General features: G+C 31.8%; 20 protein-coding genes and 1 other annotated feature. Of the genes, 11 read left to right on the forward strand and 9 right to left on the reverse strand.

Annotated features, from left to right (window positions below):
- Positions 1-46: 46 nt before the first annotated feature.
- Entirely contained in the window at positions 47-802 is a 756-nt protein-coding gene (locus ACJDUH_RS02850) for an ABC transporter ATP-binding protein (RefSeq protein ID WP_406763640.1), read from the reverse strand.
- Positions 789-1,667, reverse strand: a complete 879-nt coding sequence (locus ACJDUH_RS02855) for an ABC transporter permease (protein ID WP_406763641.1) — start codon at positions 1,665-1,667, stop codon at positions 789-791. Before ACJDUH_RS02855 ends, ACJDUH_RS02850 begins: the two co-directional genes overlap by 14 nt.
- 540 nt (positions 1,668-2,207) lie before the next feature.
- On the opposite strand from ACJDUH_RS02855, the gene ACJDUH_RS02860 reads away from it, so the two are divergent.
- Positions 2,208-3,980 (forward strand): aminopeptidase P family protein, encoded by a 1,773-nt coding sequence (locus tag ACJDUH_RS02860; RefSeq protein ID WP_406763642.1) that lies wholly within the window; start codon positions 2,208-2,210, stop codon positions 3,978-3,980.
- A 307-nt stretch (positions 3,981-4,287) separates the two neighbouring features.
- Here ACJDUH_RS02860 and ACJDUH_RS02865 read toward each other — a convergent pair whose 3' ends face one another.
- Together ACJDUH_RS02865 and ACJDUH_RS02870 are read right to left on the reverse strand one after the other, a co-directional pair.
- The gene (locus ACJDUH_RS02865) at positions 4,288-6,642 is read right to left on the reverse strand and encodes a glycosyltransferase family 39 protein (RefSeq protein WP_406763643.1); all 2,355 of its coding nucleotides are present in this window, start codon (positions 6,640-6,642) and stop codon (positions 4,288-4,290) included.
- A 194-nt stretch (positions 6,643-6,836) separates the two neighbouring features.
- Positions 6,837-7,994 carry a 3D domain-containing protein gene (locus tag ACJDUH_RS02870; protein WP_406763644.1) on the reverse strand — a complete coding sequence of 386 codons (1,158 nt, stop codon included), beginning with the start codon at positions 7,992-7,994 and terminating at the stop codon, positions 6,837-6,839.
- Positions 7,995-8,248: 254 nt separating this feature from the next.
- Here ACJDUH_RS02870 and ACJDUH_RS02875 point away from each other — a divergent pair, with 254 nt between their 5' ends.
- The gene (locus ACJDUH_RS02875) at positions 8,249-9,022 is read left to right on the forward strand and encodes an FMN-binding protein (protein ID WP_406763645.1); all 774 of its coding nucleotides are present in this window, start codon (positions 8,249-8,251) and stop codon (positions 9,020-9,022) included.
- A gap of 56 nt (positions 9,023-9,078) precedes the next feature.
- Here ACJDUH_RS02875 and ACJDUH_RS02880 read toward each other — a convergent pair whose 3' ends face one another.
- Positions 9,079-9,549 (reverse strand): FMN-binding protein, encoded by a 471-nt coding sequence (locus ACJDUH_RS02880; protein WP_406763646.1) that lies wholly within the window; start codon positions 9,547-9,549, stop codon positions 9,079-9,081.
- A 163-nt stretch (positions 9,550-9,712) separates the two neighbouring features.
- Between ACJDUH_RS02880 and ACJDUH_RS02885 the strand changes: the two genes are divergently transcribed.
- Positions 9,713-9,865 carry a hypothetical protein gene (locus ACJDUH_RS02885; RefSeq protein WP_406763647.1) on the forward strand — a complete coding sequence of 51 codons (153 nt, stop codon included), beginning with the start codon at positions 9,713-9,715 and terminating at the stop codon, positions 9,863-9,865.
- A gap of 143 nt (positions 9,866-10,008) precedes the next feature.
- On the opposite strand, the gene ACJDUH_RS02890 is transcribed toward ACJDUH_RS02885, so the two are convergent.
- Positions 10,009-10,494, reverse strand: coding sequence for an FMN-binding protein (locus ACJDUH_RS02890; protein ID WP_406763648.1), 486 nt, complete (start codon positions 10,492-10,494; stop codon positions 10,009-10,011).
- Between the two features lie 184 nt (positions 10,495-10,678).
- Between ACJDUH_RS02890 and ACJDUH_RS02895 the strand changes: the two genes are divergently transcribed.
- Together ACJDUH_RS02895 and ACJDUH_RS02900 are read left to right on the forward strand one after the other, a co-directional pair.
- On the forward strand, positions 10,679-10,822 hold the full coding sequence (locus ACJDUH_RS02895) for a hypothetical protein (protein WP_406763649.1): 144 nt from the start codon (positions 10,679-10,681) through the stop codon (positions 10,820-10,822).
- Positions 10,823-10,973: 151 nt separating this feature from the next.
- Complete coding sequence (locus ACJDUH_RS02900) at positions 10,974-12,338, forward strand: MATE family efflux transporter (RefSeq protein ID WP_406763650.1); 1,365 nt, start codon at positions 10,974-10,976, stop codon at positions 12,336-12,338.
- Positions 12,339-12,466: 128 nt separating this feature from the next.
- On the opposite strand, the gene ACJDUH_RS02905 is transcribed toward ACJDUH_RS02900, so the two are convergent.
- Positions 12,467-12,856 (reverse strand): rhodanese-like domain-containing protein, encoded by a 390-nt coding sequence (locus ACJDUH_RS02905; RefSeq protein WP_406763651.1) that lies wholly within the window; start codon positions 12,854-12,856, stop codon positions 12,467-12,469.
- A 293-nt stretch (positions 12,857-13,149) separates the two neighbouring features.
- On the opposite strand from ACJDUH_RS02905, the gene ACJDUH_RS02910 reads away from it, so the two are divergent.
- Positions 13,150-13,380: a glutaredoxin family protein gene (locus ACJDUH_RS02910; protein ID WP_479723044.1), complete on the forward strand. Its 231-nt coding sequence runs from the start codon at positions 13,150-13,152 to the stop codon at positions 13,378-13,380.
- Positions 13,381-13,434: 54 nt separating this feature from the next.
- Here the strand turns inward: ACJDUH_RS02910 and ACJDUH_RS02915 are convergent, their stop codons facing one another.
- On the reverse strand, positions 13,435-14,034 hold the full coding sequence (locus ACJDUH_RS02915) for a TlpA family protein disulfide reductase (protein WP_406763652.1): 600 nt from the start codon (positions 14,032-14,034) through the stop codon (positions 13,435-13,437).
- A 56-nt stretch (positions 14,035-14,090) separates the two neighbouring features.
- On the reverse strand, positions 14,091-14,795 hold the full coding sequence (locus ACJDUH_RS02920; RefSeq protein WP_406763653.1) for a cytochrome c biogenesis CcdA family protein: 705 nt from the start codon (positions 14,793-14,795) through the stop codon (positions 14,091-14,093).
- A 183-nt stretch (positions 14,796-14,978) separates the two neighbouring features.
- Here ACJDUH_RS02920 and trxB point away from each other — a divergent pair, with 183 nt between their 5' ends.
- The 5 genes from trxB to ACJDUH_RS02945 all read left to right on the forward strand — a co-directional run bounded on the left by trxB (position 14,979) and on the right by ACJDUH_RS02945 (position 20,522).
- On the forward strand, positions 14,979-15,908 hold the full coding sequence (trxB, locus tag ACJDUH_RS02925) for a thioredoxin-disulfide reductase (protein WP_406763654.1): 930 nt from the start codon (positions 14,979-14,981) through the stop codon (positions 15,906-15,908).
- A gap of 339 nt (positions 15,909-16,247) precedes the next feature.
- Positions 16,248-16,503 (forward strand) — a binding site (T-box leader).
- 146 nt (positions 16,504-16,649) lie between these two features.
- On the forward strand, positions 16,650-17,813 hold the full coding sequence (locus tag ACJDUH_RS02930; RefSeq protein ID WP_406763655.1) for an ABC transporter substrate-binding protein: 1,164 nt from the start codon (positions 16,650-16,652) through the stop codon (positions 17,811-17,813).
- A gap of 66 nt (positions 17,814-17,879) precedes the next feature.
- Complete coding sequence (locus ACJDUH_RS02935; protein ID WP_406763656.1) at positions 17,880-18,764, forward strand: branched-chain amino acid ABC transporter permease; 885 nt, start codon at positions 17,880-17,882, stop codon at positions 18,762-18,764.
- A 59-nt stretch (positions 18,765-18,823) separates the two neighbouring features.
- Positions 18,824-19,774: a branched-chain amino acid ABC transporter permease gene (locus tag ACJDUH_RS02940; protein WP_406765005.1), complete on the forward strand. Its 951-nt coding sequence runs from the start codon at positions 18,824-18,826 to the stop codon at positions 19,772-19,774.
- Positions 19,752-20,522 (forward strand): ABC transporter ATP-binding protein, encoded by a 771-nt coding sequence (locus ACJDUH_RS02945; RefSeq protein ID WP_406763657.1) that lies wholly within the window; start codon positions 19,752-19,754, stop codon positions 20,520-20,522. Before ACJDUH_RS02940 ends, ACJDUH_RS02945 begins: the two co-directional genes overlap by 23 nt.
- The last annotated feature ends 1 nt before the right edge of the window (position 20,523 follow it).

The following is a 20,523-nucleotide window of genomic DNA, read 5'->3' on the forward strand; positions in this document are numbered from 1 at the left end:
CTGTATATTTTTATAATAACTTAATAAATATTTACTAAGCTTATTTTTATATTGCATAATCAAACCTTTCTAATATATTTTCAATGGTTAACTTTTGCTTCTCGCTGCCGCTTACATCTAGTAGAATCTCTCCCTTATGAAGCATAATTAGTCGATTTCCATAGGTAAGAGCATGTTTTAAATTATGGGTAACCATTAGGGTAGTAATGTTTTTATCTTTAACAATATCATTTGTTAAATTCATTATTTCATTTGAGGTTTTAGGATCTAAGGCAGCGGTGTGCTCATCTAATAGAAGAATCTTGGGATTTGAAATATTAGCCATAACTAGAGCTAGTGCCTGTCTTTGTCCTCCTGATAGGTATTTAACTTTAATATCCAAAGACTTTTTTAAATCTAAGGAAATACAAGCTAATATCTCTTCTAATTTTTCTGTTTTATAGCAAAGGCACCTTTTAAGATTTAATAATTTTCCTTTATTTAAGGCTAGAGATAAATTTTCTCTAACTGTCATTGATGGACATGCACCTGCTGAAGGATTTTGAAAAACTCTACTAATAAGTTTTGTTCTCTTATGCTCAGGTAAAGCAGTTAAATTTATATCATCTAAAGTAATTTCTCCAGAGCTTTCTTTTACAAGTCCAGAAATGATATTTAGAAAAGTAGATTTACCTGTACCATTGCTTCCAATAATACTAATAAAATCACCATCCTTTATATCTAGGGAAATATTTGATAATACAATATTTGGTGCTCCATAGAGAATAGGATAAACCTTTGATAAGCCATTAATTTTTAACATTTATAAAGTCCCCCTTACTAAGAATTGTGATTTTTTTATAAACTTTTAATTGGCATAGTCCTAAAAATAAAACAATAACTAGGGAAGTAACCATTTTTAAATCTGTTGCAGACATTCCTAGATTCATAGCTAAATAAATAGTAAATTGATAAATTATTGCACCAATTAATATCCTGCTGGTTTCCTTTAAAAATATGATTCTTTTCAATAGTGTTTGCCCTATAATAATGGAGGCAATACCTAAAACTAAAGTACCTATACCCATAGAGATGTCTGAAAATCCTTGATACTGAGCCATTATACTTCCAGAAAAACATATAAGTGAGTTAGATAACATAAGCCCCAAAATTTTTATGCTGCCAACTTTTATGCCAAGAGAACTCACCATTTGTGAATTATCTCCTACAGCTTTAAGGATATATCCAAGCCTAGTTTTCAAAAATAAATCGAGGAAAAGCTTGCATATAACTACCAAAACTAATGAAAGAATCACGGGAGAAGGGTTATTTTTAAACATATTATTTGTATTGAACAATGGAACATTAGCTTTTCCCATAATCCTTAAGTTAAGAGAATATAAAATTCCCATCACTAAAATTCCAGAAAGTAAATTTGAAATTTTAAATTTCACGTGAAAAATTCCAGTTAGAAGTCCAGCTGTTAACCCTCCTATTAGTGCAAACAAAGAACCTGTAATTGGGGATAAACCACTTTTTAAGGAGAGAGCAATTATAGCTCCACCTAAAGAAAAGCTTCCATCTGCAGACAAATCTGGAAAGTCTAAAATACTATAACTTATATATACTCCCATAACCATTAGACCTAATATTAATCCTTGTGTACATACTGCTGCTACTACACTCATAAACTTGCCCCCTTTTATTAATATTTTTGGATATAAAAAGGCCGCATAAATTTCTCTATGCGGCAAAAAACGAAATAGCCACATAGATTATCTATGTGGCTTCTTTATAGTTACAATGAATAACTTTATAAACAAACTAGCCAACATAGATACAAAACCTTAAGATTTCATTTCTCTTAGGATTTGTATCTATGCTATGATTAACATAAGTACAAATCCTATCTAAATTGGCTATTAAAAAAGAATTGTACATGTTTGTTTACTAAAGTTATCATTGATATCTCTCCTTTTAAATAAATTATATAATATAATACTATAGTTAAAGTGGAAAGTCAATATGTTTTTTAATATTAAATTAATTTATTATTTTTACACAATACATAATTTTTTAAAAATACTTAATAAATATAATATATGATGATGTTGCTAATAAAAATTTGAATAATGATGACATCTTTAACTTGCAAATCTTTGTGATATAATTAATTTATACAATGAAATACTTATTGTAAATGATTACTATTAAATGAGGTGATTGTATTGAACGTAAATGAAAGAATTGAAGCACTAAGAAACTTAATGAAAGAAAGAAACCTAGATGCATACATAGTTCCAAGTTCAGATCCCCACCAAAGTGAATATGTGGCAGAACATTATGCAGCAAGAACTTTTATAACTGGTTTTACTGGTTCCGCTGGAACAGCTGTTATAACCTTAAAGGAAGCTGGATTATGGACTGACGGAAGATATTTTATACAAGCTGAAAATCAACTAAAAGGTTCTGGAGTTACTTTATTTAAAATGGGTGAAAGCGGAGTCCCAACTGTTGAAGAATATCTAAAGAACTCTCTTAATAAGGGGGCAAAAGTTGGCTTTGATGGAAAGGTTATTTCAGTAGATTATTTTAGAAATTTAAATAAGACTTTAGAAAGCAAAGAGTTTTCCTTTGCTCTAGGTGAAGATCTTATAGATATGATTTGGAAGGATAGACCTTCTAAGCCTAGTACAGAAGTAATTCTTCATGATGTAAAATATACTGGAAAATCAAGAGAAGAAAAGCTTAAGTATGTTGCAAAAGAAATGAAGGCTGTGGGAGCAGATTACTATGTAATTTCTGGTCTTGATGATATTGCATGGCTGTTAAATATAAGAGGAAGGGACGTACAATGCAACCCTTTAACAATATCCTATGTAGTAGTTTCTGAAAATAAATATTATCTATTTATAGATGATAAAAAAATCAATTCAGGAGTTAGATCTGAGCTACAAAAGGCAAACATAGAAATAATGCCTTATGACGGTATAGTTAACTTCTTACAAAATATTAATAATGGAACAATATTGTTTGATCCTGCAAAGACTAATACTTTAGTTCATAGTGCCATAAAGATTAAAACTGTAGAAGCTATGGATATTACTACTAAATTAAAAGCTGTAAAAAATGATATAGAAATACAAAATGTAAGAAATGCCATGGTAAGAGATGGTATTGCTATGGTTAAATTCTTAAATTGGATTAAGAAGACCATTAAAACACGTAACATTACTGAAATTGAGGCTTCAGATAAATTAGAAGAGCTAAGAAGACAAGGGGAAAACTTCTATGATTTAAGCTTTGGATCTATTTCAGCATACAAGGCAAATGCTTCTATGCCTCATTATAGTGCTACAAAAGAAAATCAAGCAACTATTAAACCAGAAAGCTTTTATTTGATAGATTCAGGTGCTCAATATTTAGACGGAACAACAGATATAACAAGAACAATAGTTATGGGGCCAATAACTGAGGAAGAGAAATTAGATTTTACTCTTGTACTTAGAGGAATGATTGATTTAGCTAAACAAAGATTTTTGTATGGTGCTACTGGATCAAGCTTAGATGTTATAGCAAGAATTCCACTATGGAATGCTGGTATGGACTTTAAACATGGCACAGGACATGGAATAGGATTTTTCTTAAATGTTCATGAAGGACCTCATAGAGTTTCTATGGTTCCTAACACAGTAAGACTTGAAAAGGGAATGATTACTTCAGATGAACCTGGAGTTTATAAGGCTGATAAGCACGGAATCAGAATAGAAAACCTAGTAGTTGTACAAGAAGATGTAAATACTAAAGACGGCGGACAATTTATGAAGTTCGAAACTTTAACCTTATGTCCAATAGACTTAGAAGCTGTTGATGTTCAATTATTAACATCTGAAGAAAGGTCATGGCTAAACAACTATCATAAGACCGTATTTGAAAAGCTTTCTCCTTATGTAGAGGGTGAAGAACTAGAATTTTTGAAAGCTGCAACAGTAGAAATATAAAATAAAACATTGTATTATTATCATCGGATAAAGGTATAATGGGTATACTTTTATCCGTTTTTTTTCTGCATGAATTTAGGAACATTTTAATATAAAAATTATATTATGTATTAGAATAGAGGTGGACATGCCTATTTCAATAATTAAATCACAAAAACCATTAAGATGGAAATGGTACTTGAATTTAAACTAGAGGAAATTTCAAATTTAGAATGTCCTCCTTGTTCTCCTTGTCCTCCTTCCTATTGTAGGTGATGATAAGAGGATATGGTAAAAGCCATATTCTCTTATTATTAAGCCTATTTTCTTATTTTATATTTTTTGAAAGACTTTCTGTATAAGCTTTTAAATCATATAGTTGACGGTCAGAATCTCCACCTCCAAAGCCCATGGGATTTTCCTGTGAATTATTAGAGTTTGAAGTATTTGAAATATTATTACTGCTTGTATTATCAATTTTTAAGTTACCATTTGTGCCGCTATATTCACTGGAAGCTACGACTGTTCCATTTTCTTTAACCCAAGCCATAATCTCACTGCTTGTACTTCCACCTCCATTACCGCCTTTATCTCCACCGGTCATAACATATCTCACTTCACCATTTTTTACAAGCTCTTTAAATTGATCTAAAGTTATGGATTTATCGTTTCCTAAAAAACCGCCAATTGCCATTACTGATTCGCCAGTATTTATTATAATATCTGCTGCATCATTAGCTGAACTTACTACCAGTAAATATTTTTGTGATGAAGTTTTATTTTTTAGGAGAAAATTAATTAATGCTGAGTTTCCGCTGCCTCCTATGGTAATTCCTATATTTCCAGCCATCATTCTACCTTCAGCTTGATTACTAGACAATAACTCTAAACCAGCTGCAGGGAAGGAACCATTAAGACCGTAAAACATTGCTGCTGCAGAGCCTACTAAAGGAGTTACTAATAATCCGATTAATGCTATACTTACTGCAGTTTGCTTTAATTTTAGATTCTTATTTTGTTTTACATCATTAATATCATTTTCTGATGCAAAATCATTCTTTTCCATGAATTTAAGTATTGAAAGGACAATAGATGCTCCAAAACATAAAACTATTAGCAATATCATCAATACCTTTATAATATTTGAGGCATTTGAAAAATAAGATAACATCAATAGTTGAACCACGCCATTAGCAATTAGTGATGCGGTTAAGAACCATGATTTCCAGCCTTTTTCCCTATATAGCTCCCACATTACAGTAATGCCAATACCAGTTAAAGCTGCCACAGGTGGAGCAAGCATAGTTAAGTAATAGGAATGGAAGGTACCTGTGTTAAAACTAAAATATAAAAATACAGGTAAAAACCACATGAACCACAAAACTAAGGATTGTTTTCTTGAATTATCAAGTTTAAATTTAAGCTTTTCCTTAATAGCAGCAGCAATAAATCCAATAACCGCTAGTGGTATAAACCAAGCTATTTGATCAGACAATATATTCTTTGAAAATAGCCTTGTTATACTTGATGGAGTTTGACCACCAAAAGTGCCTTGTAATCCTGCTGAATTTCCTGTGCCGGGACCACCCATTTGACCACCGCCATTTGGGGGATTGACCGTCATACCGCCGCCATTAGAAGGAGGATTTCCCGGAAAACCTTGATTGTCTCCTCCACTTTGGTTTTGTGATGCATTTGCAGTTGTATCTGTGGAACTATTTCCTGAGCTTGCTTGAGGCTGACTATTTTGATTCTGACTAGCACTTGCAGTGGCATCTGTACTGCTATTATTTTTACCTTCAGATGTTTGCCCGTTGCCGCCTGGCAGTCCTTGTGGTGCTTGCCCATTCATGCTTGGTGCTCCCATAGGGCCGCCTCCATAGCTTGAATTACTGCTTAAACTAAGTCTTTCTAGTCCATTATGACCAACTATAAGTTCCATAACAGTATTATTTGTACTGCTGTCTACATAGGGCCTATTACTAGCTGGTACAGCATCTACAATTAGTGCCCAAGATAAGGAAACTACAAGAAGAACAACAGTACCTAAAGTTAGATGAAGAAGTCTTTTCTTAAAAGTAACTGCCGAGGTTAATAGGTATGTAATATAAATTGCAGGAATTATCATATATGCTTGAAGCATTTTAATATTAAAACCTATGCCTATTAGCACCATACTCAATATTAGATACTTAAATTTCCCTTTTTCGGCAGCAATTGAAAGAGTCCAGCAAGCCAGAAGTAATGCTAAGACTAGTACGTTATCTACTGTATTATTTCTGCTTGCTGCAACAAATACTGGGGTAACAGCAAGACAAAGTGAGGAAATAAGCCCTGCTAAGGTTCCGAAGGACCTTTTAACAATAAAATATATTACTATAACTGAGATTACTCCTGCTAGAGCTTGGGGTAAAATTATGCTCCAGCCGCTAAAACCAAATACTTTAGCGGAAATAGCCTGAAACCAATAGCCAAGAGGCGGCTTATCTATTGTTACAAAGCTAGAAGGGTCAAAGGCTACGAAAAAGAAATTCTTAAGGCTCATAGTCATGCTTTTTACTGCTGCTGCATAATAGGCATTGGCTGTGCCTTCTATGTTTAAATTTACAAAATTCAGCATTGCTGACAAGAGAGTAATTAAGCTTAATGCAATTGTTTCTTTTGTAAGTTTAATTTTTTTCAATATCATTCACTCCTTTTAAGCTGTTTATGGAAAATAAACAGGCATTGTTTAATTTTCAAATTTTCCTTGATAATAAGTATAACTGCACAATGTTGTACTATTATCAAGGAATTTTGTGAACAATATGTGAAAAGGTGCTCCTACCTTACTAGTAATAAACCAGCAAAGTATGGAGCACCCGCATGATGTGAAAGTTACCACTGACCTGGATAGGCAACTATATATAGAGTCACACTTCTTTTACCCCAGGCATAGCAATCAGCTTCGGAGTTCATATATAAATCAATAATATTCCCTTTTATAGCACTTCCTGTATCAGAAGATATTGCATATCCGTAGCCAGGTATGTACACTTTTGCCCCTAAAGGCAAAACGGATGGATCAACAGCTATTGTACTTAAACCTGAGGGCTCTCTTACAGGCTTTAATCCTAAGGCTGTTATTGTGCCGCCTGTGTAAGCTGTAGCTACCATGGCAAAACTTGCCTTATAGCTATTATTGTCATTTATAACTGGTGAGGTGTTTATAGCTATTAACTCTGTTAATTTCTTATTTCCTAAGCTAATATAGCTTCTTGCTTTATTCTTAACAGAAGCAGTACTTATTTGAGAAATTAAACTATTTAAAGTTGATAGGGCATCTTGTACCTCCTGAATTGTAGAAGAATTTGAATCAATTGCTGCAACCGAATGAGCTATTAATTTTTCTTCATTTTCCTTAATTATTTCTATTGCTGAATTCTTTTCTTTATTAAATTGTACAATTAAGGCTTCAAGATTACTTTTGTCATTATTTAATTTACTTAAATTTGACATATTAGAATCCTTTAATTTTTGTAAGTCCTGTTCTTTTATTTTTAAAGAATTAATGCTTTCATTTAAATAACTTTTCTTTATTTCTAAGTCATTAAATACTTTCGCGTCGTAAGACATTACACTCTCGATTGCATCATATTTATAAAGGAAATCTGTTATATTTTTGGAAGAAAGTAAAACTGAAATAAAACTTTCGCTGTAACTATTTATATACAAAACTCTAAGCCTTTTATTAGCTATACCCTGGGCAAAACTTACTTGGTTTTCCAATTCCTCCATATGTACTTTTTCTTTATCAATTTCTTTACTGTTTTTATCTATGTTAATATTGTTTTTATTTATATCAATTTTTATTTTAGCGATTTCAGTATTTAGTAAAGAGACTTGTTTATTAGTATTTATTATATTCTCATTCATTTGCTGAAACTTTATTTTACTATTTACAATAGCATCCTGTGGGTTATCAGCATGGGCTGTATAGCTTGTACTAAAAATAAAAGCAATTATTAAAGATATTGATATAAACTTTTTTATCAATTATACTCCTCCTTTGTTCCATATTACTTGGCGACATAAGGATATTATATCATAGGTTACAAGGTTATAAAAATGTTAACTTGAAAACGGTTAAAAGAGTTATTAGATTTCAATAGCAATGTTTAGTTTTAATAGAAATATTTTAAATAAAATTATACATTTGAAAATAAATAGGTAATTTGGTTAATAATTTATCAATCAAACCATATAATGTATTAGGAACATTTATATTAATAAATTATTTGGGGGGACTTATGTTAAAGAAAAAAGTAATTTCAATTATCTTAGGGTTATCATTGAGTATAGGAGTATTAACAGGATGCAGCACAACTCAACCAACTGTTCAGGATAAACCAGCACAAAATACAAGTGTAAAAGTTTATCAGGGTCTTGGGCAAATTCCAGCTTTCCGTGTTGGACCAGGAAAAGATAAAAAAGAAGTTCAGGTTTATAGTTTTACTTATTTGACTGCAAATGCTACATTTGACAAAGACGGGAAAATAATAAATATATATTTCGATTCTCTTGAAGTAAGCACACCTAATTATGATGGAGAAAGTATGCCTCATTTTTCTGGCTGGCCCGGAATACAAGGCTATAATATAACTGACCATAAAAGCGGCGAAGTAAGTGGTATTTCTAATAATACTAATGAATCAATTGCAGCCGAAGTTAATGGATGGAAAACAAAACGTGAACGTGGAGATCAATATGGCATGAACTATAATAATGATTGGCATAAACAGGCAGATTTTTATCAGAATTTCTTCAAAGGTAAAACTGTTAATGATATTGAACAATGGTTTTCGAAATATTGTTCTGATGTTAATGGCCGTCCATTAACTACTAAATCAACAAATGAGAAGGATAAAGAAAAGTTAGCTAAACTAACTGACAGCGAAAAGAAAGCACTTGCTGACGTAACCAGTGGTGCAACAATGAGCCTTAAGGATGCACACGGCGATTTCATAAGTGTTATTAAAAAAGCTTATGAAAATCGTGTAGAAGTCACAATTCCTTCAAATTAAATAATTTATAGTAATTAAACCTCTGTAAAAATACAGAGGTTTAATTTTGTATATCCCTATTTTGCTGCAGGTATTTTTGCAGAAGTAGTTTTTCCTGTATTAGCCATACTTTCAAGTGCATATTTTACTAATGTCTTAAAGTTTGACGAGGAAGCAGTAGCCCCAGTTACTCCATCAATATTTGAGGTTTGTTTTGAAAGAAGCTGCTGTTTTAATTCCGAATAAGCCTTTTCTGGATAAGTTTTTGACTGCTCCTCCATTGATTTCTTGTAAGCCTCATCCTTTGATTTAAAAGTTCCATCATTTTTGAGTTCATCATACTTAACTTCAGTAATTTTACCACCGTTTATAGTTAACTCAAGCTGGCCCTTATAACCATGACTATCGAAATTATCATACTCGACTTTATAAACCCCATCAACTAGCTTTCCGTTATTGCTAGTAGGACTGCTTGTATTGCAACCTGTTAATATTCCAGCAGCTAATGCTAATCCTAAAACAATTGACAAAACTTTATTTTTAAACATATAACCCTCCGAAAATTAATAACATAATAGTCATTATAATTATATTAAATAAGTTGACATTTTATGTGCCGCTTAAGTATCTGAGGGAAATGATGTAAATACCTTTAATATTGTATAAAAGTACTATTACAATAAAAAAATAATAATGAAAGGGGAGATTTTTATGACTAAAAAGCTGACAGCAATGCAGCTTAGAATGGCTGCTCTTGCTAATAATGATATGGAAGCCGGGGCTGAAATTTATAAGAATCCAGAAGTAACTGAGAAGATAAAAAGTAATATAAGCAAAAAACAAGTCTCAAAGTCTGCCGAATAAAAGGTTACAAATTAAATTAGAGAAGCACATGTTATAAAGAGGACACAGCAAAATAAATAAAATATGCTCATGAAGCATATTTTATTTATTTTAGTAAACTTTTATTTTATTAAATTAGTTTGAGTCAGTCCATTTTATAAATCTTATTGAGCTTTTGATAATGCAGCGGATACGGCAGCTTTCCAGCCATTTGAACTAGCTGTAGCGCCACTTATTACATTTACATCAGCAGATTGTTTAGCAATCATTGCATTTGCTAAATCCAGCCTAAATTGTTTTAGGTTTGGGTATCCATTTTTAGTTCCATCCCAGTCGTTATAATTTACTTCCTTCTGATTGTCATCCAATCTCTTTAGGTCAATATTAGAAATTTTTCCGCCTTTAATAGTTACAACTGCTTCCTCATAGCCAGGCTTAGTACTCTTGTGTTTCTCGTCATAGGTTCCGTCTTTGTAGGTTATAGACTTTCCATTACTTGCTGTGTTTCCTCCAGTAATAGCATTCTGTCCAGTAGTTGAAGGCGTTGGTGCATTACTTCCTGTTGCTGGAGGTGGGGTAGTCTTAGGGGTACAGGCAGACATAGAAAGAATTAAACAAGCTGATAAAATACCATTTGCTATTTTTTTCATTTCAATCCTCCTTGTATTACTTTAATTGTCTTACTATTTAAAAATTCAATATACAATATTATTGTCCAAAATTATTATAATTTTATACATTTATTTTATTTTTACTGCATTATTGAAGGAATATTCAGATAATTGTAGAAATATATTACATATAGGTAAAGTTATATTCAATTTTCAAATTAACATGGTCTGCGTAAATACTTATAAAATTTACGTAAAAAATGAAGAGCAGGAGGGAAATAAGATGCCTGATAAAGGAAAAAGCAAAAGCGGTTCTACTAAAAAGGGAGACAAGAAAGGCGAAAAGAAGAAGGATAAGAAAAAATGATGAAAAAATACAACATGTAGCTTGACTATATGTTGTATTTTTTATAAGGACTAAAATATATGAAATTATACAATTTAATATTGGTCTTTACCATTAAATAATATATAATAATATTCATGTTAGTAAAAAGGTAAGTGGAGGGGCAAGCTTTATGGATCGTACAAAACAATTAGGAGAAGAAAGTGTTGGAAAATTATTATGGAAATTTTCTTTACCAGCTATTGTGGGGATGCTGGTTAATGGACTTTATAATATTATAGATAGAATATTTGTAGGTAAAGGTGTTAGTGAACTTGCTATTACTGCAATTACTATTGCCTTTCCTATCATGAATATTATAATGGCTTTTGGTATGCTAATAGGAATTGGGGCTGCAGCCACCGTTTCTATAAAACTTGGACAGCAAAATAAGAAAGAGGCTGAACATATTTTAGGAAATGCCTTTACATTAATAATAATCTCATCACTATTAGTTTCTGTTCTCGGACTTATTTTCCTAGATCCTATTCTAAGGTTTCTAGGAGCCAGTGAAGAGGTTCTGCCTCTTGCAAAGGATTTTACTACTATTATTTTAATTGGAGTAGTTCTGCAAAATGTTGGCTTTGGCTTAAATAATTTAATTCGTTCAGAAGGAAACCCTAAAATAGCAATGATTACAATGCTAATGGGCTCTATTTTAAATACAATTTTTAATCCATTATTCATATTCGTATTGCATTTTGGAATAAAGGGTTCAGCAGCGGCAACTATTGTATCTCAATCAGTGTGTTCTATATGGGTGCTATCATATTTTCTTGGCAAAAAAAGCAGTTTAAAGCTTAAGAAGGAAAATATGAAGTTAAATTTGCATATAGTAGATCAAATTTTCTCCATTGGATTATCCCCATTTCTTATGCAGGTAGCTGCAAGTGTAATTAACATAGTACTTAACAATGATCTTGCTGTTTTTGGAGGAGACAAGGCTATAGCTGCAATGGGAATAATAAACAGTGTTGCTATGCTTATACTTATGCCTATTTTCGGGATTAATCAGGGATCTCAGCCTATTATTGGATACAACCATGGTGCCAAGAATTTTGAAAGGGTTAGGAAGGCTCTTAAACTAGCTATATTAGCAGCTTCAGCTATATGTATTTTCGGATTTGCAGTGGTTCAACTGTTTCCAAAGGCAATTATTAATGCATTTAGTAATGCTGATGCTGAGTTAATAAATATAGGATCAAAAGGTATTAGGATTTTCTTAGCCATGCTGCCTATAATTGGTTTTCAAATTGTAAGCTCAAATTATTTTCAAGCAGTTGGAAAAGCAAAGATTTCTATCTTCTTAAGTTTATCTAGGCAGGTAATAGTGTTACTGCCGCTGCTTTTAATACTACCGAAATTTTTAAATTTAACCGGGGTTTGGATGGCTGGCCCAAGCGCTGATTTCATTGCCTCTTTAGTAACTGCGTTATTCTTATTTAGAGAATTGAGGCATTTAGGAAGTGTAGCATCTAAGGCAGAAAGTGTCATTTAGATTGGGAGATTTTAATTAATAATTATGGTCCAAAAATGCTGCAAATTTCATTTGCTACCCCTGTGTTAGAAAGCTAAAATAGTTAAACTTTTTAACACAGGGGACATATGAAAATGCAGCATACATTTTTACTTTAGCTTTCCAGTAAAACCAATTAGTCCATGGTTCATATGATAAATGGGAGCAAATTTATTTTTAAGTAAAATATTAACAGCCTTTGGACTTCTACCGCCAGAAGCGCAGTGTACCAAAATTGGCTTTCCACGAAACTTTTCAAGTTCACCTATTCTTGATGCAATCTCAGAAACAGGCATAAGCTTGGACCCATTAATATGCCCAGAGTTATACTCACCTTTGCTTCTAACATCCAGAATAATAAGCTCTTTGTTTTCTTTAATGAGATTTTCTGCATCTTTACCAGAAATATTTTTAACTTTTTTATTAAATTTAATAACTATTTTGGGATAAAGCATGTAAATTAGTAAGAGAACTGCTAATACAGTTATTATGTTATTCATTTTACTTCCTCCTATTCCTTATTTTGAACACTACAATTATTACAAAAGGTATAGTCTTGATAACAATACTTAAGTATATTAGTATATTATTATATATTAATATATTAGTCAATAGTTCTAAGAGAAAATATACTGTAAATTTATGCATTTATTAGTTAATGGTAAAGGTATAAACTAATAAAAATAGAACAAAATAATAAAAATATTTGCAGAAGCTTTTGGAAAAAATAATAAAAGTTATATCAGTATAATTTTAGACCTTATATAAAATCTATTTATGAGGAGGAGAATATATGAATGTTACAGTTTACACAACACCTTCTTGACCATGGTGTCATAAGGTAAAGGATTACCTAAAAGCTCAAGAAATATCATTTTCTGAAAAGGATGTAACTAAAGATTCTACAGCTGCAATGGAAATGATAAATAAATCTGGACAGCGTGGAGTACCTGTTATTGATATTGACGGGAACATAGTTATTGGATTTGATCAAGAGAGTATTGATAAGTATTTAGGAATATAAAACATAAAGGAAGGCGATAGTGATAATGCCTTCCTTTAAATTTATTTTAGTCCCTTATTTTAATTTGTCTATGTAGTTTTTCATATCTTGTATAGTCATACTGCCAATATGCTTATCTACAATATTACCATCCTTATCAATAAAATATGAAGTTGGAATTGATGAAATTTGATATTTTTCTGCTGCCGTACTATTACTATCCAATAGAACTTTGAAATTATATTTGTTATTATTTACAAAGCTTCTGACTGTTTCTGTAGATTCTTCAAGATCAACAGCTAAAATGACTAAATCACTATCTTTTGTTTCTTCGTACAGCTTCTCCATTTCTGGCATTTCAGCTTTACAAGGTGGACACCAAGTTGCAAAGAAATTTAGAAAAACCCTTTTACCTTTGAAATCACTTAAGGAAACCTCTTTTCCACTTAAATCTTTTAGCTTAAAATCCGCTGCCTTCTGCCTTGAAATGCCTATATTAAATTTTGTGGAAGTTGATGCAGCTAATGAGTTATTATCAGTGCTGCTATTGCTTTTATTTAATACTTGACTTTCTTTATTTGTATTGCTTAGATTGGTCTTATTATAGTTATAAAGGGTATAGACAGCTCCTCCTATTACAATAACTGCGCTTAAAGCTATTATCCATTTTTTCATATTCATGCCTCCAAATATTCTTATTAATAAAATTAAAATTACTTTAAATTTAATTATTAAAAATTAATAAAATTAAAATATTGACTTAATAAACCCATCTTATTAGTAAAAATTAAAATCCCCATAATTATCATTAGTATTCCACTAAACACAGAAATTAGCCACAGGTATTTATTTAGTCCCTTGAGTTTAATCCATAGGCTCTTAATGGCTAATGCAGTTAAGATAAATGGCACACCAAGGCCCAAGGAGTAAACTGAAAGCAGTAAAACTCCTTTATTTATAGTTTCAAGACTACCGGCGTATAATAAAATAGAGGACAAAATTGGACCAACACATGGAGTCCAGCCAGCTGCAAAGGCCATGCCCATAAAAACAGCACCTAAAGCGCTATTGGTACTTTTTAAGGATAAAAATTTTTTCTCATAATAAAAAAATTTAATTTTAAAAATACCTGTCATATGTATTCCAAAAATAAATACTAATAGACCAGCAATTTTTTTAAATACCAGTTGATTTTTTATAAAGATTTTTCCTAGGGAAGTAATTGAGGCGCCCATAATAATAAAAATTACTGAAAAGCCAACTACAAAAGCAAGGGCCCTATAAAGTACGTATAATTTTGATTTTTCAGAAGTTTGTTCCTGAGAGGCAGAATCTGTAATATAACTTATGTATGCTGGAACTAGAGGTAAAACGCAGGGTGATAGAAAGGACGCAAGTCCAGCAGAAAAAGCCAAAGCTAATGAAATATTAGTCATATATAGTATCTCCTTATATTAATTTAATTCTACTCCTGTTTTAAAAAAATATATTAATAAAAATGAACAAAATTACATTAAATTCATATTGTTTTTTATACCTATGAGGGGTATATTTATCTTATCACATAATTATAAAATATTAAAGTATAATATATTATTATAAAATAGGGAGAGATTAAAGTGAATAAAGAAATAAAAGATTTGGATTTACTTATAATAGGAGGCGGTCCAGCTGGACTTGCAGCTTCAATTTACTCTGCAAGAGCAAATATGAATATGATACTACTAGAAGATGAGGTATTGGGTGGACAGGTGAGAAACAGCTATACCATTGAAAATTATCCTGGCTATAAGTCTATATCAGGTGCAGAGTTATCAGATTTAATGATAGAACAGGCGAAAGATTTAGGAGCTAAAATAGATGCCTTTAGCAAGATTATAAAGGTTGACTTTAATGATAATGAAAAACTTGTTGAAACAAAGAAAATTATTTATAGACCTAAAGCCGTTATTATTTCTACTGGTGCAGCGCCAAAGAAAATTCCTATTCCTAATGAAGAGAAGTTTTCAAGCAGAGGAATACATTATTGTGCTGTATGTGATGGTGCTATGTATGAGGGAACTGTAGTAGGAGTTGTAGGTGGAGGCAACTCCGCACTTGAGGAAGCGTTGTTTCTTACAAAGTTTGCTTCTAAGGTTGTAATGATAAGAAGACATGATTACTTCAATGGTGAAAAAGCTACCATAGATGAAGTTTTAAATAATCCTAAAATTGATGTTTTGTATAACTGGGATTTAGTAAATGTTGAAGGCGAACAATTTGTAAATAAAGCAATTATTAAAAACACCATTACAGGTGAAATAAAAAAATTAGAACTTAGTGGAATTTTCGGCTATGTTGGAACTACTCCTAAAACCATACTGTTTAAAGGTATTTTAAACCTTACACCAAAGGGTTATATAATTACAGATGAAAATATGCAAACTAATATAAAGGGAGTATTTGCAGCGGGTGATGTAAGAGAAAAGCAATTTAGACAAATTACTACTGCGGTTTCAGACGGAACAATAGCTGCCTTATCAGTAGAAAAGTATATTGCGCAAATATAATTATGCTAAATTTATAGCAAACATTAAAACTGCAGGAACATAGCCGTTAAAAAAATAGACATGAAGGAAAATTTGCAATTCCCGAACTATAAAAAATCAATTTGCACAATAATCTATGAAAATGTTTACAATAGTAAATGAAATTTAAATTTAGTATATTGGCTATAGAACTTGAATATACATTGATTATAGGAAATGATAAATTATAAAAAGAGTTTTAAAAATATATCTATTGAAATTTTAAATTTAAAAACTTGCAGAAATGTATTGACATTATATTTTTGCCATGATATATTATTTATCAATAACACAAGGAAATAAATTTTTGAAATTTAATATTATAAAACTATGATGAAGAGCGAACTATTTGAAAATCAATTACAGAGAGCTGAAGGAGCTGAGAGTCAGCATTGATAATATAGTAAGCCATCACTTCGGAGTTCTATGACTGAATTAAGTAAGTCATAACGTAAAGCTACGTTAAAAGGCTAGGGTTTAAAAAAGAGTTTTTATATCAAAATTCTTTAGAACCTAATGAGTTAATTATCGTGAGATAATTATAAATTAGAGTGGCATCGCGAACTACGCCTCTATATGTATAACTATACATATAGAGGCGTTTTCTTATAATATTACTAAAAAAGGGGGCGGTTTAGTTGGGAATTATTGTAGATCAGGATGAAGATGGTATTATAAGTAAATCAATTTTATATTATGAATTATCTATAAGGGGTGTTAATTGTGAATAAAAAATTGTCTTTATTAATAGTTTCAATGCTTTCTCTAAGCATTCTATCTGGCTGTTCTCCAGCTGCTACAGCCGCAAAATCGGACAAGATTAAAGTGGGTTTAGATTATGAACTTTCCGGTAATGTGGCAACCTATGGTCAAAGCTTGACTGCAGGTATAGAAATGGCATTTGAAGAGATCAACAATAATGGCGGAGTGCTTGGAAAACAATTAGAAGAAGTAAAGGTAGATAATAAATCTGATAACACTGAATCTGCAAATGTTGCTACCAGACTAGCGACAAGAGATAAAGTAGTTGCTATTTTAGGAGCCGCAACATCAGGCAATACTAAGGCAGCTTCGCCAGCAGCTATGCAAAATAAAGTTCCTATAATTTCAGGCTCAGCAACAGCAGATGATGTTACTGTTGATAGCAATGGAAAGGTAAGGGATTTTGTATTTAAAACTAGTTTTAGTGATTCCTTCCAAGGAGTAATGATGTCAAACTTTGCCTATAACGACTTAAAAGTAAAAAAAGCAGCAATGCTAATAGATACTACAAGTGACTATAGCAAGGGCCTCGCTAAGAACTTCAAGGAAAACTACAGTAAGCTAGGTGGATCTGTGGTTGATGAAGAAGCTTATCAGGCAAAGGATACTGATTTTAAGGCAGTACTTACTAAAATCAAGGGACAAAATCCAGAAGTACTTTTTGTTCCAGGCTATTATGAAGAAGTAGGACTTATTGTTAGACAGGCTAGGGAGCTTGGATTAAATGTACCAATTCTTGGCGGAGACGGTTACGAGTCACCAAAACTTACGGAACTAGCAGGAAAAGATGCTTTAAACAATGTATATTATACAAGCCATTATTCATCTAAGGATAATTCTCAAAACGTAGTTAAGTTTATAGATGCATTTAAAAAGAAATATGGCAAGGAGCCAGATGCTTTTAATGCACTGGGATATGATCTAGGATACTTCTTTGCAGATGCCTTAAAAAGGGCAGGAGCAGTTGATCCTTTAAAATTAAAAGATGCTTTAGCTGCTACTAAAGATTTTAAAGGGGTTACAGGAACCTTCTCAATGGATAAGAATCATAACCCAGTAAAATCAGTAACAGTTATACAAATGAAAAACGGAGAACCAACATTCTTAAAGAAACTAAACCCATAGAATGAAATAAATGCATTCAGAGGTATTGCACCTTTGAATGCATGACCTTTTGAAAGGAGTGGTTAAATGGAACAGTTATTTCAACAATTAATTAATGGAATATCACTTGGAAGCATATATGCATTAATTGCACTTGGCTATACTATGGTATACGGAATAATTAATTTAATAAACTTTGCTCATGGAGATATTTATATGGTGGGTGCCTATGTTGGTTTTGCAGCAACTACATTTTTTCATTTAGGGTTTATTCCAGCTTTAATAATTTCAATGGCAGTCTGCAGTATATTAGGAGTACTAATAGAAAAGGTTGCATACAAACCTATAAGAAAATCTACCAGAATAGCTGCATTAATTACTGCAATTAGTGTATCTCTGTTTTTGGAATATGCAATGATGTATTTTGTTAAGCCCGACACTAGAACCTTTCCTAATGTGCTAGCTGAAAATAAAATTACATTCTTTCAGGGAAATGTAATTATGGATATGAAAAATTTATACATTATTATAATTACTGTTTTTCTAATGCTTTTTCTTCAATATTTTGTTCATAAAACTAAAACTGGCAAAGCCATGAGAGCTGTTTCCCTAGACAGTGTGGCGGCTGAACTTATGGGGGTAAATGTTAATAAGACTATATCTTACACCTTTGCTATTGGCTCTGCACTAGCAGGTGCAGCAGGAGTCCTTGTTGGTGTCTACTATAATTCCATTAATCCACTTATGGGTATTGTACCTGGATTAAAAGCTTTTATTGCTGCGGTAATAGGAGGAATAGGCATTATCCCAGGGGCAGTATTTGGTGGATTCTTTTTGGGAATGACTGAAACAATGGTAAGCGCCTATGGTGGATCCATATTTAAAGATGCAGTTGCATTTACTATATTAATATTAATTTTATTAATAAAGCCTAATGGTCTATTGGGGAAAAATGTACAAGAAAAAGTGTAAGTTTAAAGTACATTGTTTATTAAGTAAGGAATAAGAAAATAAGGGGGAAGTTGCTATTGATGAAGCAGTTAAAGAAAAGCAATATTATAATTTTTTTAATAATATTAATTAGCTACATTTTAGTTCAACTATTTATAAATAATGGAACTATTGATTCATATCTAATGCTTAATATTGTTATTATTTGTATTAATATTATTTTAGCAGTCAGTTTAAACCTCATTACTGGTATTACAGGTCAGTTTTCACTAGGACATGCAGCATTTATGTCCATTGGAGCTTACGTATCTGCCGTTGTAACTGCAAAATTTGGTTTTCCATTTGTTACAGGAATAATATTCTCAGCCCTTGCAGCGGCCCTGGCAGGAATACTTATTGGAATTCCAACTCTTAGGCTAAAAGGAGATTATCTTGCCATTGCAACACTTGGTTTTGGAGAAATTGTTAGAATAATAGCATTAAATATAGATTATATTGGAGGGGCTACTGGTTTTAACGATATACCTCAGCTTACTAATTGGACATGGATATTTTTCCTTACTGTGGGAACTGTTATACTTATTACAAACTTTATTAAGTCTTATCACGGCAGAGCTTGCATTGCAATTAGTGAAGATGAAATAGCTGCAGAAGCTATTGGAGTAAATGCAACTTATTATAAAGTTTTGACTTTTGCAATAGGAGCAGCTTTTGCAGGAATTGCTGGAGCCCTCTATGCAAATTATTTTTATTTTATAAAGCCTGATTCTTTTGGCTTTATGAAATCCATAGATATTCTTGTAATTGTAGTATTCGGAGGTCTAGGAAGCATTGGGGGGTCAATTGTTGGGGCAGTGGCATTATCTATAATTTCTATATTTCTTCAAAATATACCTGAGCTAAGAATGGTAGTATATTCTTTAATACTCTTTATTATAATGGTTTATAGACCTCAGGGCCTTTTAGGAAAACATGAATTTAAGCTATTTAAAAAGGGGGTTAAATTCAATGTCAGTGCTGAAAGTAAATAACTTATCTAAATCCTTCGGAGGAATTAAAGCTGTTGCTGATGTAAGTTTAAATATTGAAAAAGGTGAAATTGTGGGCTTAATTGGGCCAAATGGTGCTGGTAAAACTACTTTCTTTAATTTGCTAACAGGCATATATTCACCAAGCATTGGAGAGATTGTATATGAATTAAACAAAACCGTTAGGGCCAAGGATTTGAAACCATACAAAATTACGAGTTATGGTATATCAAGAACTTTTCAGAACATTAGGCTATTTAAAAATATGACCGTGCTTGATAATGTATTACTAGGTTTTCATCATGGTTTAAAATATGGGATTAGCACTGCACTTTTTAGACTTCCTTATTTTTATAAGGAAGAAGAAGATGTAAAGGGAAAAGCCCTTAAACTTCTTGAAAAGTTTAATTTATTAGATATGAAGGATGAACTTGCAAAAAATCTTTCCTATGGGGATCAAAGAAGGGTTGAAATTGCCAGGGCATTAGCAGCTAAGCCTAAGCTTCTTCTATTAGATGAGCCTGCAGCAGGTATGAATACTAAGGAAACAAAAGAATTGACTGAATTAATTATCTGGATTAGGAAAACCTTTGATTTAACTATAATTCTTATTGAACATGATATGTCTCTTGTTATGGGTATATGTGAAAGAATATTTGTATTTGATTACGGAAGTTTAATAGCAAGTGGAAGTCCTGAAGAAATTCAGAAAAATGGCAAAGTTATTAAAGCTTATTTGGGGGAGGCATAAA

Source organism: Candidatus Clostridium radicumherbarum, from assembly GCF_045310525.1.
Classification (GTDB): domain Bacteria; phylum Bacillota; class Clostridia; order Clostridiales; family Clostridiaceae; genus Clostridium_AT; species Clostridium_AT radicumherbarum.

Bases quoted from the DNA above. Each gene is read 5' to 3' on its own strand.
- ACJDUH_RS02915 (WP_406763652.1), bottom strand. From the start codon at position 14,034: ATGAAAAAATGGATAATAGCTTTAAGCGCAGTTATTGTAATAGGAGGA.
- ACJDUH_RS02875 (WP_406763645.1), top strand. From the start codon at position 8,249: ATGTTAAAGAAAAAAGTAATTTCAATTATCTTAGGGTTATCATTGAGT.
- ACJDUH_RS02945 (WP_406763657.1), top strand. From the start codon at position 19,752: ATGTCAGTGCTGAAAGTAAATAACTTATCTAAATCCTTCGGAGGAATT.
- ACJDUH_RS02855 (WP_406763641.1), bottom strand. From the start codon at position 1,667: ATGAGTGTAGTAGCAGCAGTATGTACACAAGGATTAATATTAGGTCTA.
- ACJDUH_RS02935 (WP_406763656.1), top strand. From the start codon at position 17,880: ATGGAACAGTTATTTCAACAATTAATTAATGGAATATCACTTGGAAGC.
- ACJDUH_RS02880 (WP_406763646.1), bottom strand. From the start codon at position 9,549: ATGTTTAAAAATAAAGTTTTGTCAATTGTTTTAGGATTAGCATTAGCT.
- ACJDUH_RS02920 (WP_406763653.1), bottom strand. From the start codon at position 14,795: ATGACTAATATTTCATTAGCTTTGGCTTTTTCTGCTGGACTTGCGTCC.
- ACJDUH_RS02885 (WP_406763647.1), top strand. From the start codon at position 9,713: ATGACTAAAAAGCTGACAGCAATGCAGCTTAGAATGGCTGCTCTTGCT.
- ACJDUH_RS02895 (WP_406763649.1), top strand. From the start codon at position 10,679: ATGGTCTGCGTAAATACTTATAAAATTTACGTAAAAAATGAAGAGCAG.
- ACJDUH_RS02890 (WP_406763648.1), bottom strand. From the start codon at position 10,494: ATGAAAAAAATAGCAAATGGTATTTTATCAGCTTGTTTAATTCTTTCT.
- ACJDUH_RS02940 (WP_406765005.1), top strand. From the start codon at position 18,824: ATGAAGCAGTTAAAGAAAAGCAATATTATAATTTTTTTAATAATATTA.
- ACJDUH_RS02900 (WP_406763650.1), top strand. From the start codon at position 10,974: ATGGATCGTACAAAACAATTAGGAGAAGAAAGTGTTGGAAAATTATTA.
- ACJDUH_RS02905 (WP_406763651.1), bottom strand. From the start codon at position 12,856: ATGAATAACATAATAACTGTATTAGCAGTTCTCTTACTAATTTACATG.
- ACJDUH_RS02850 (WP_406763640.1), bottom strand. From the start codon at position 802: ATGTTAAAAATTAATGGCTTATCAAAGGTTTATCCTATTCTCTATGGA.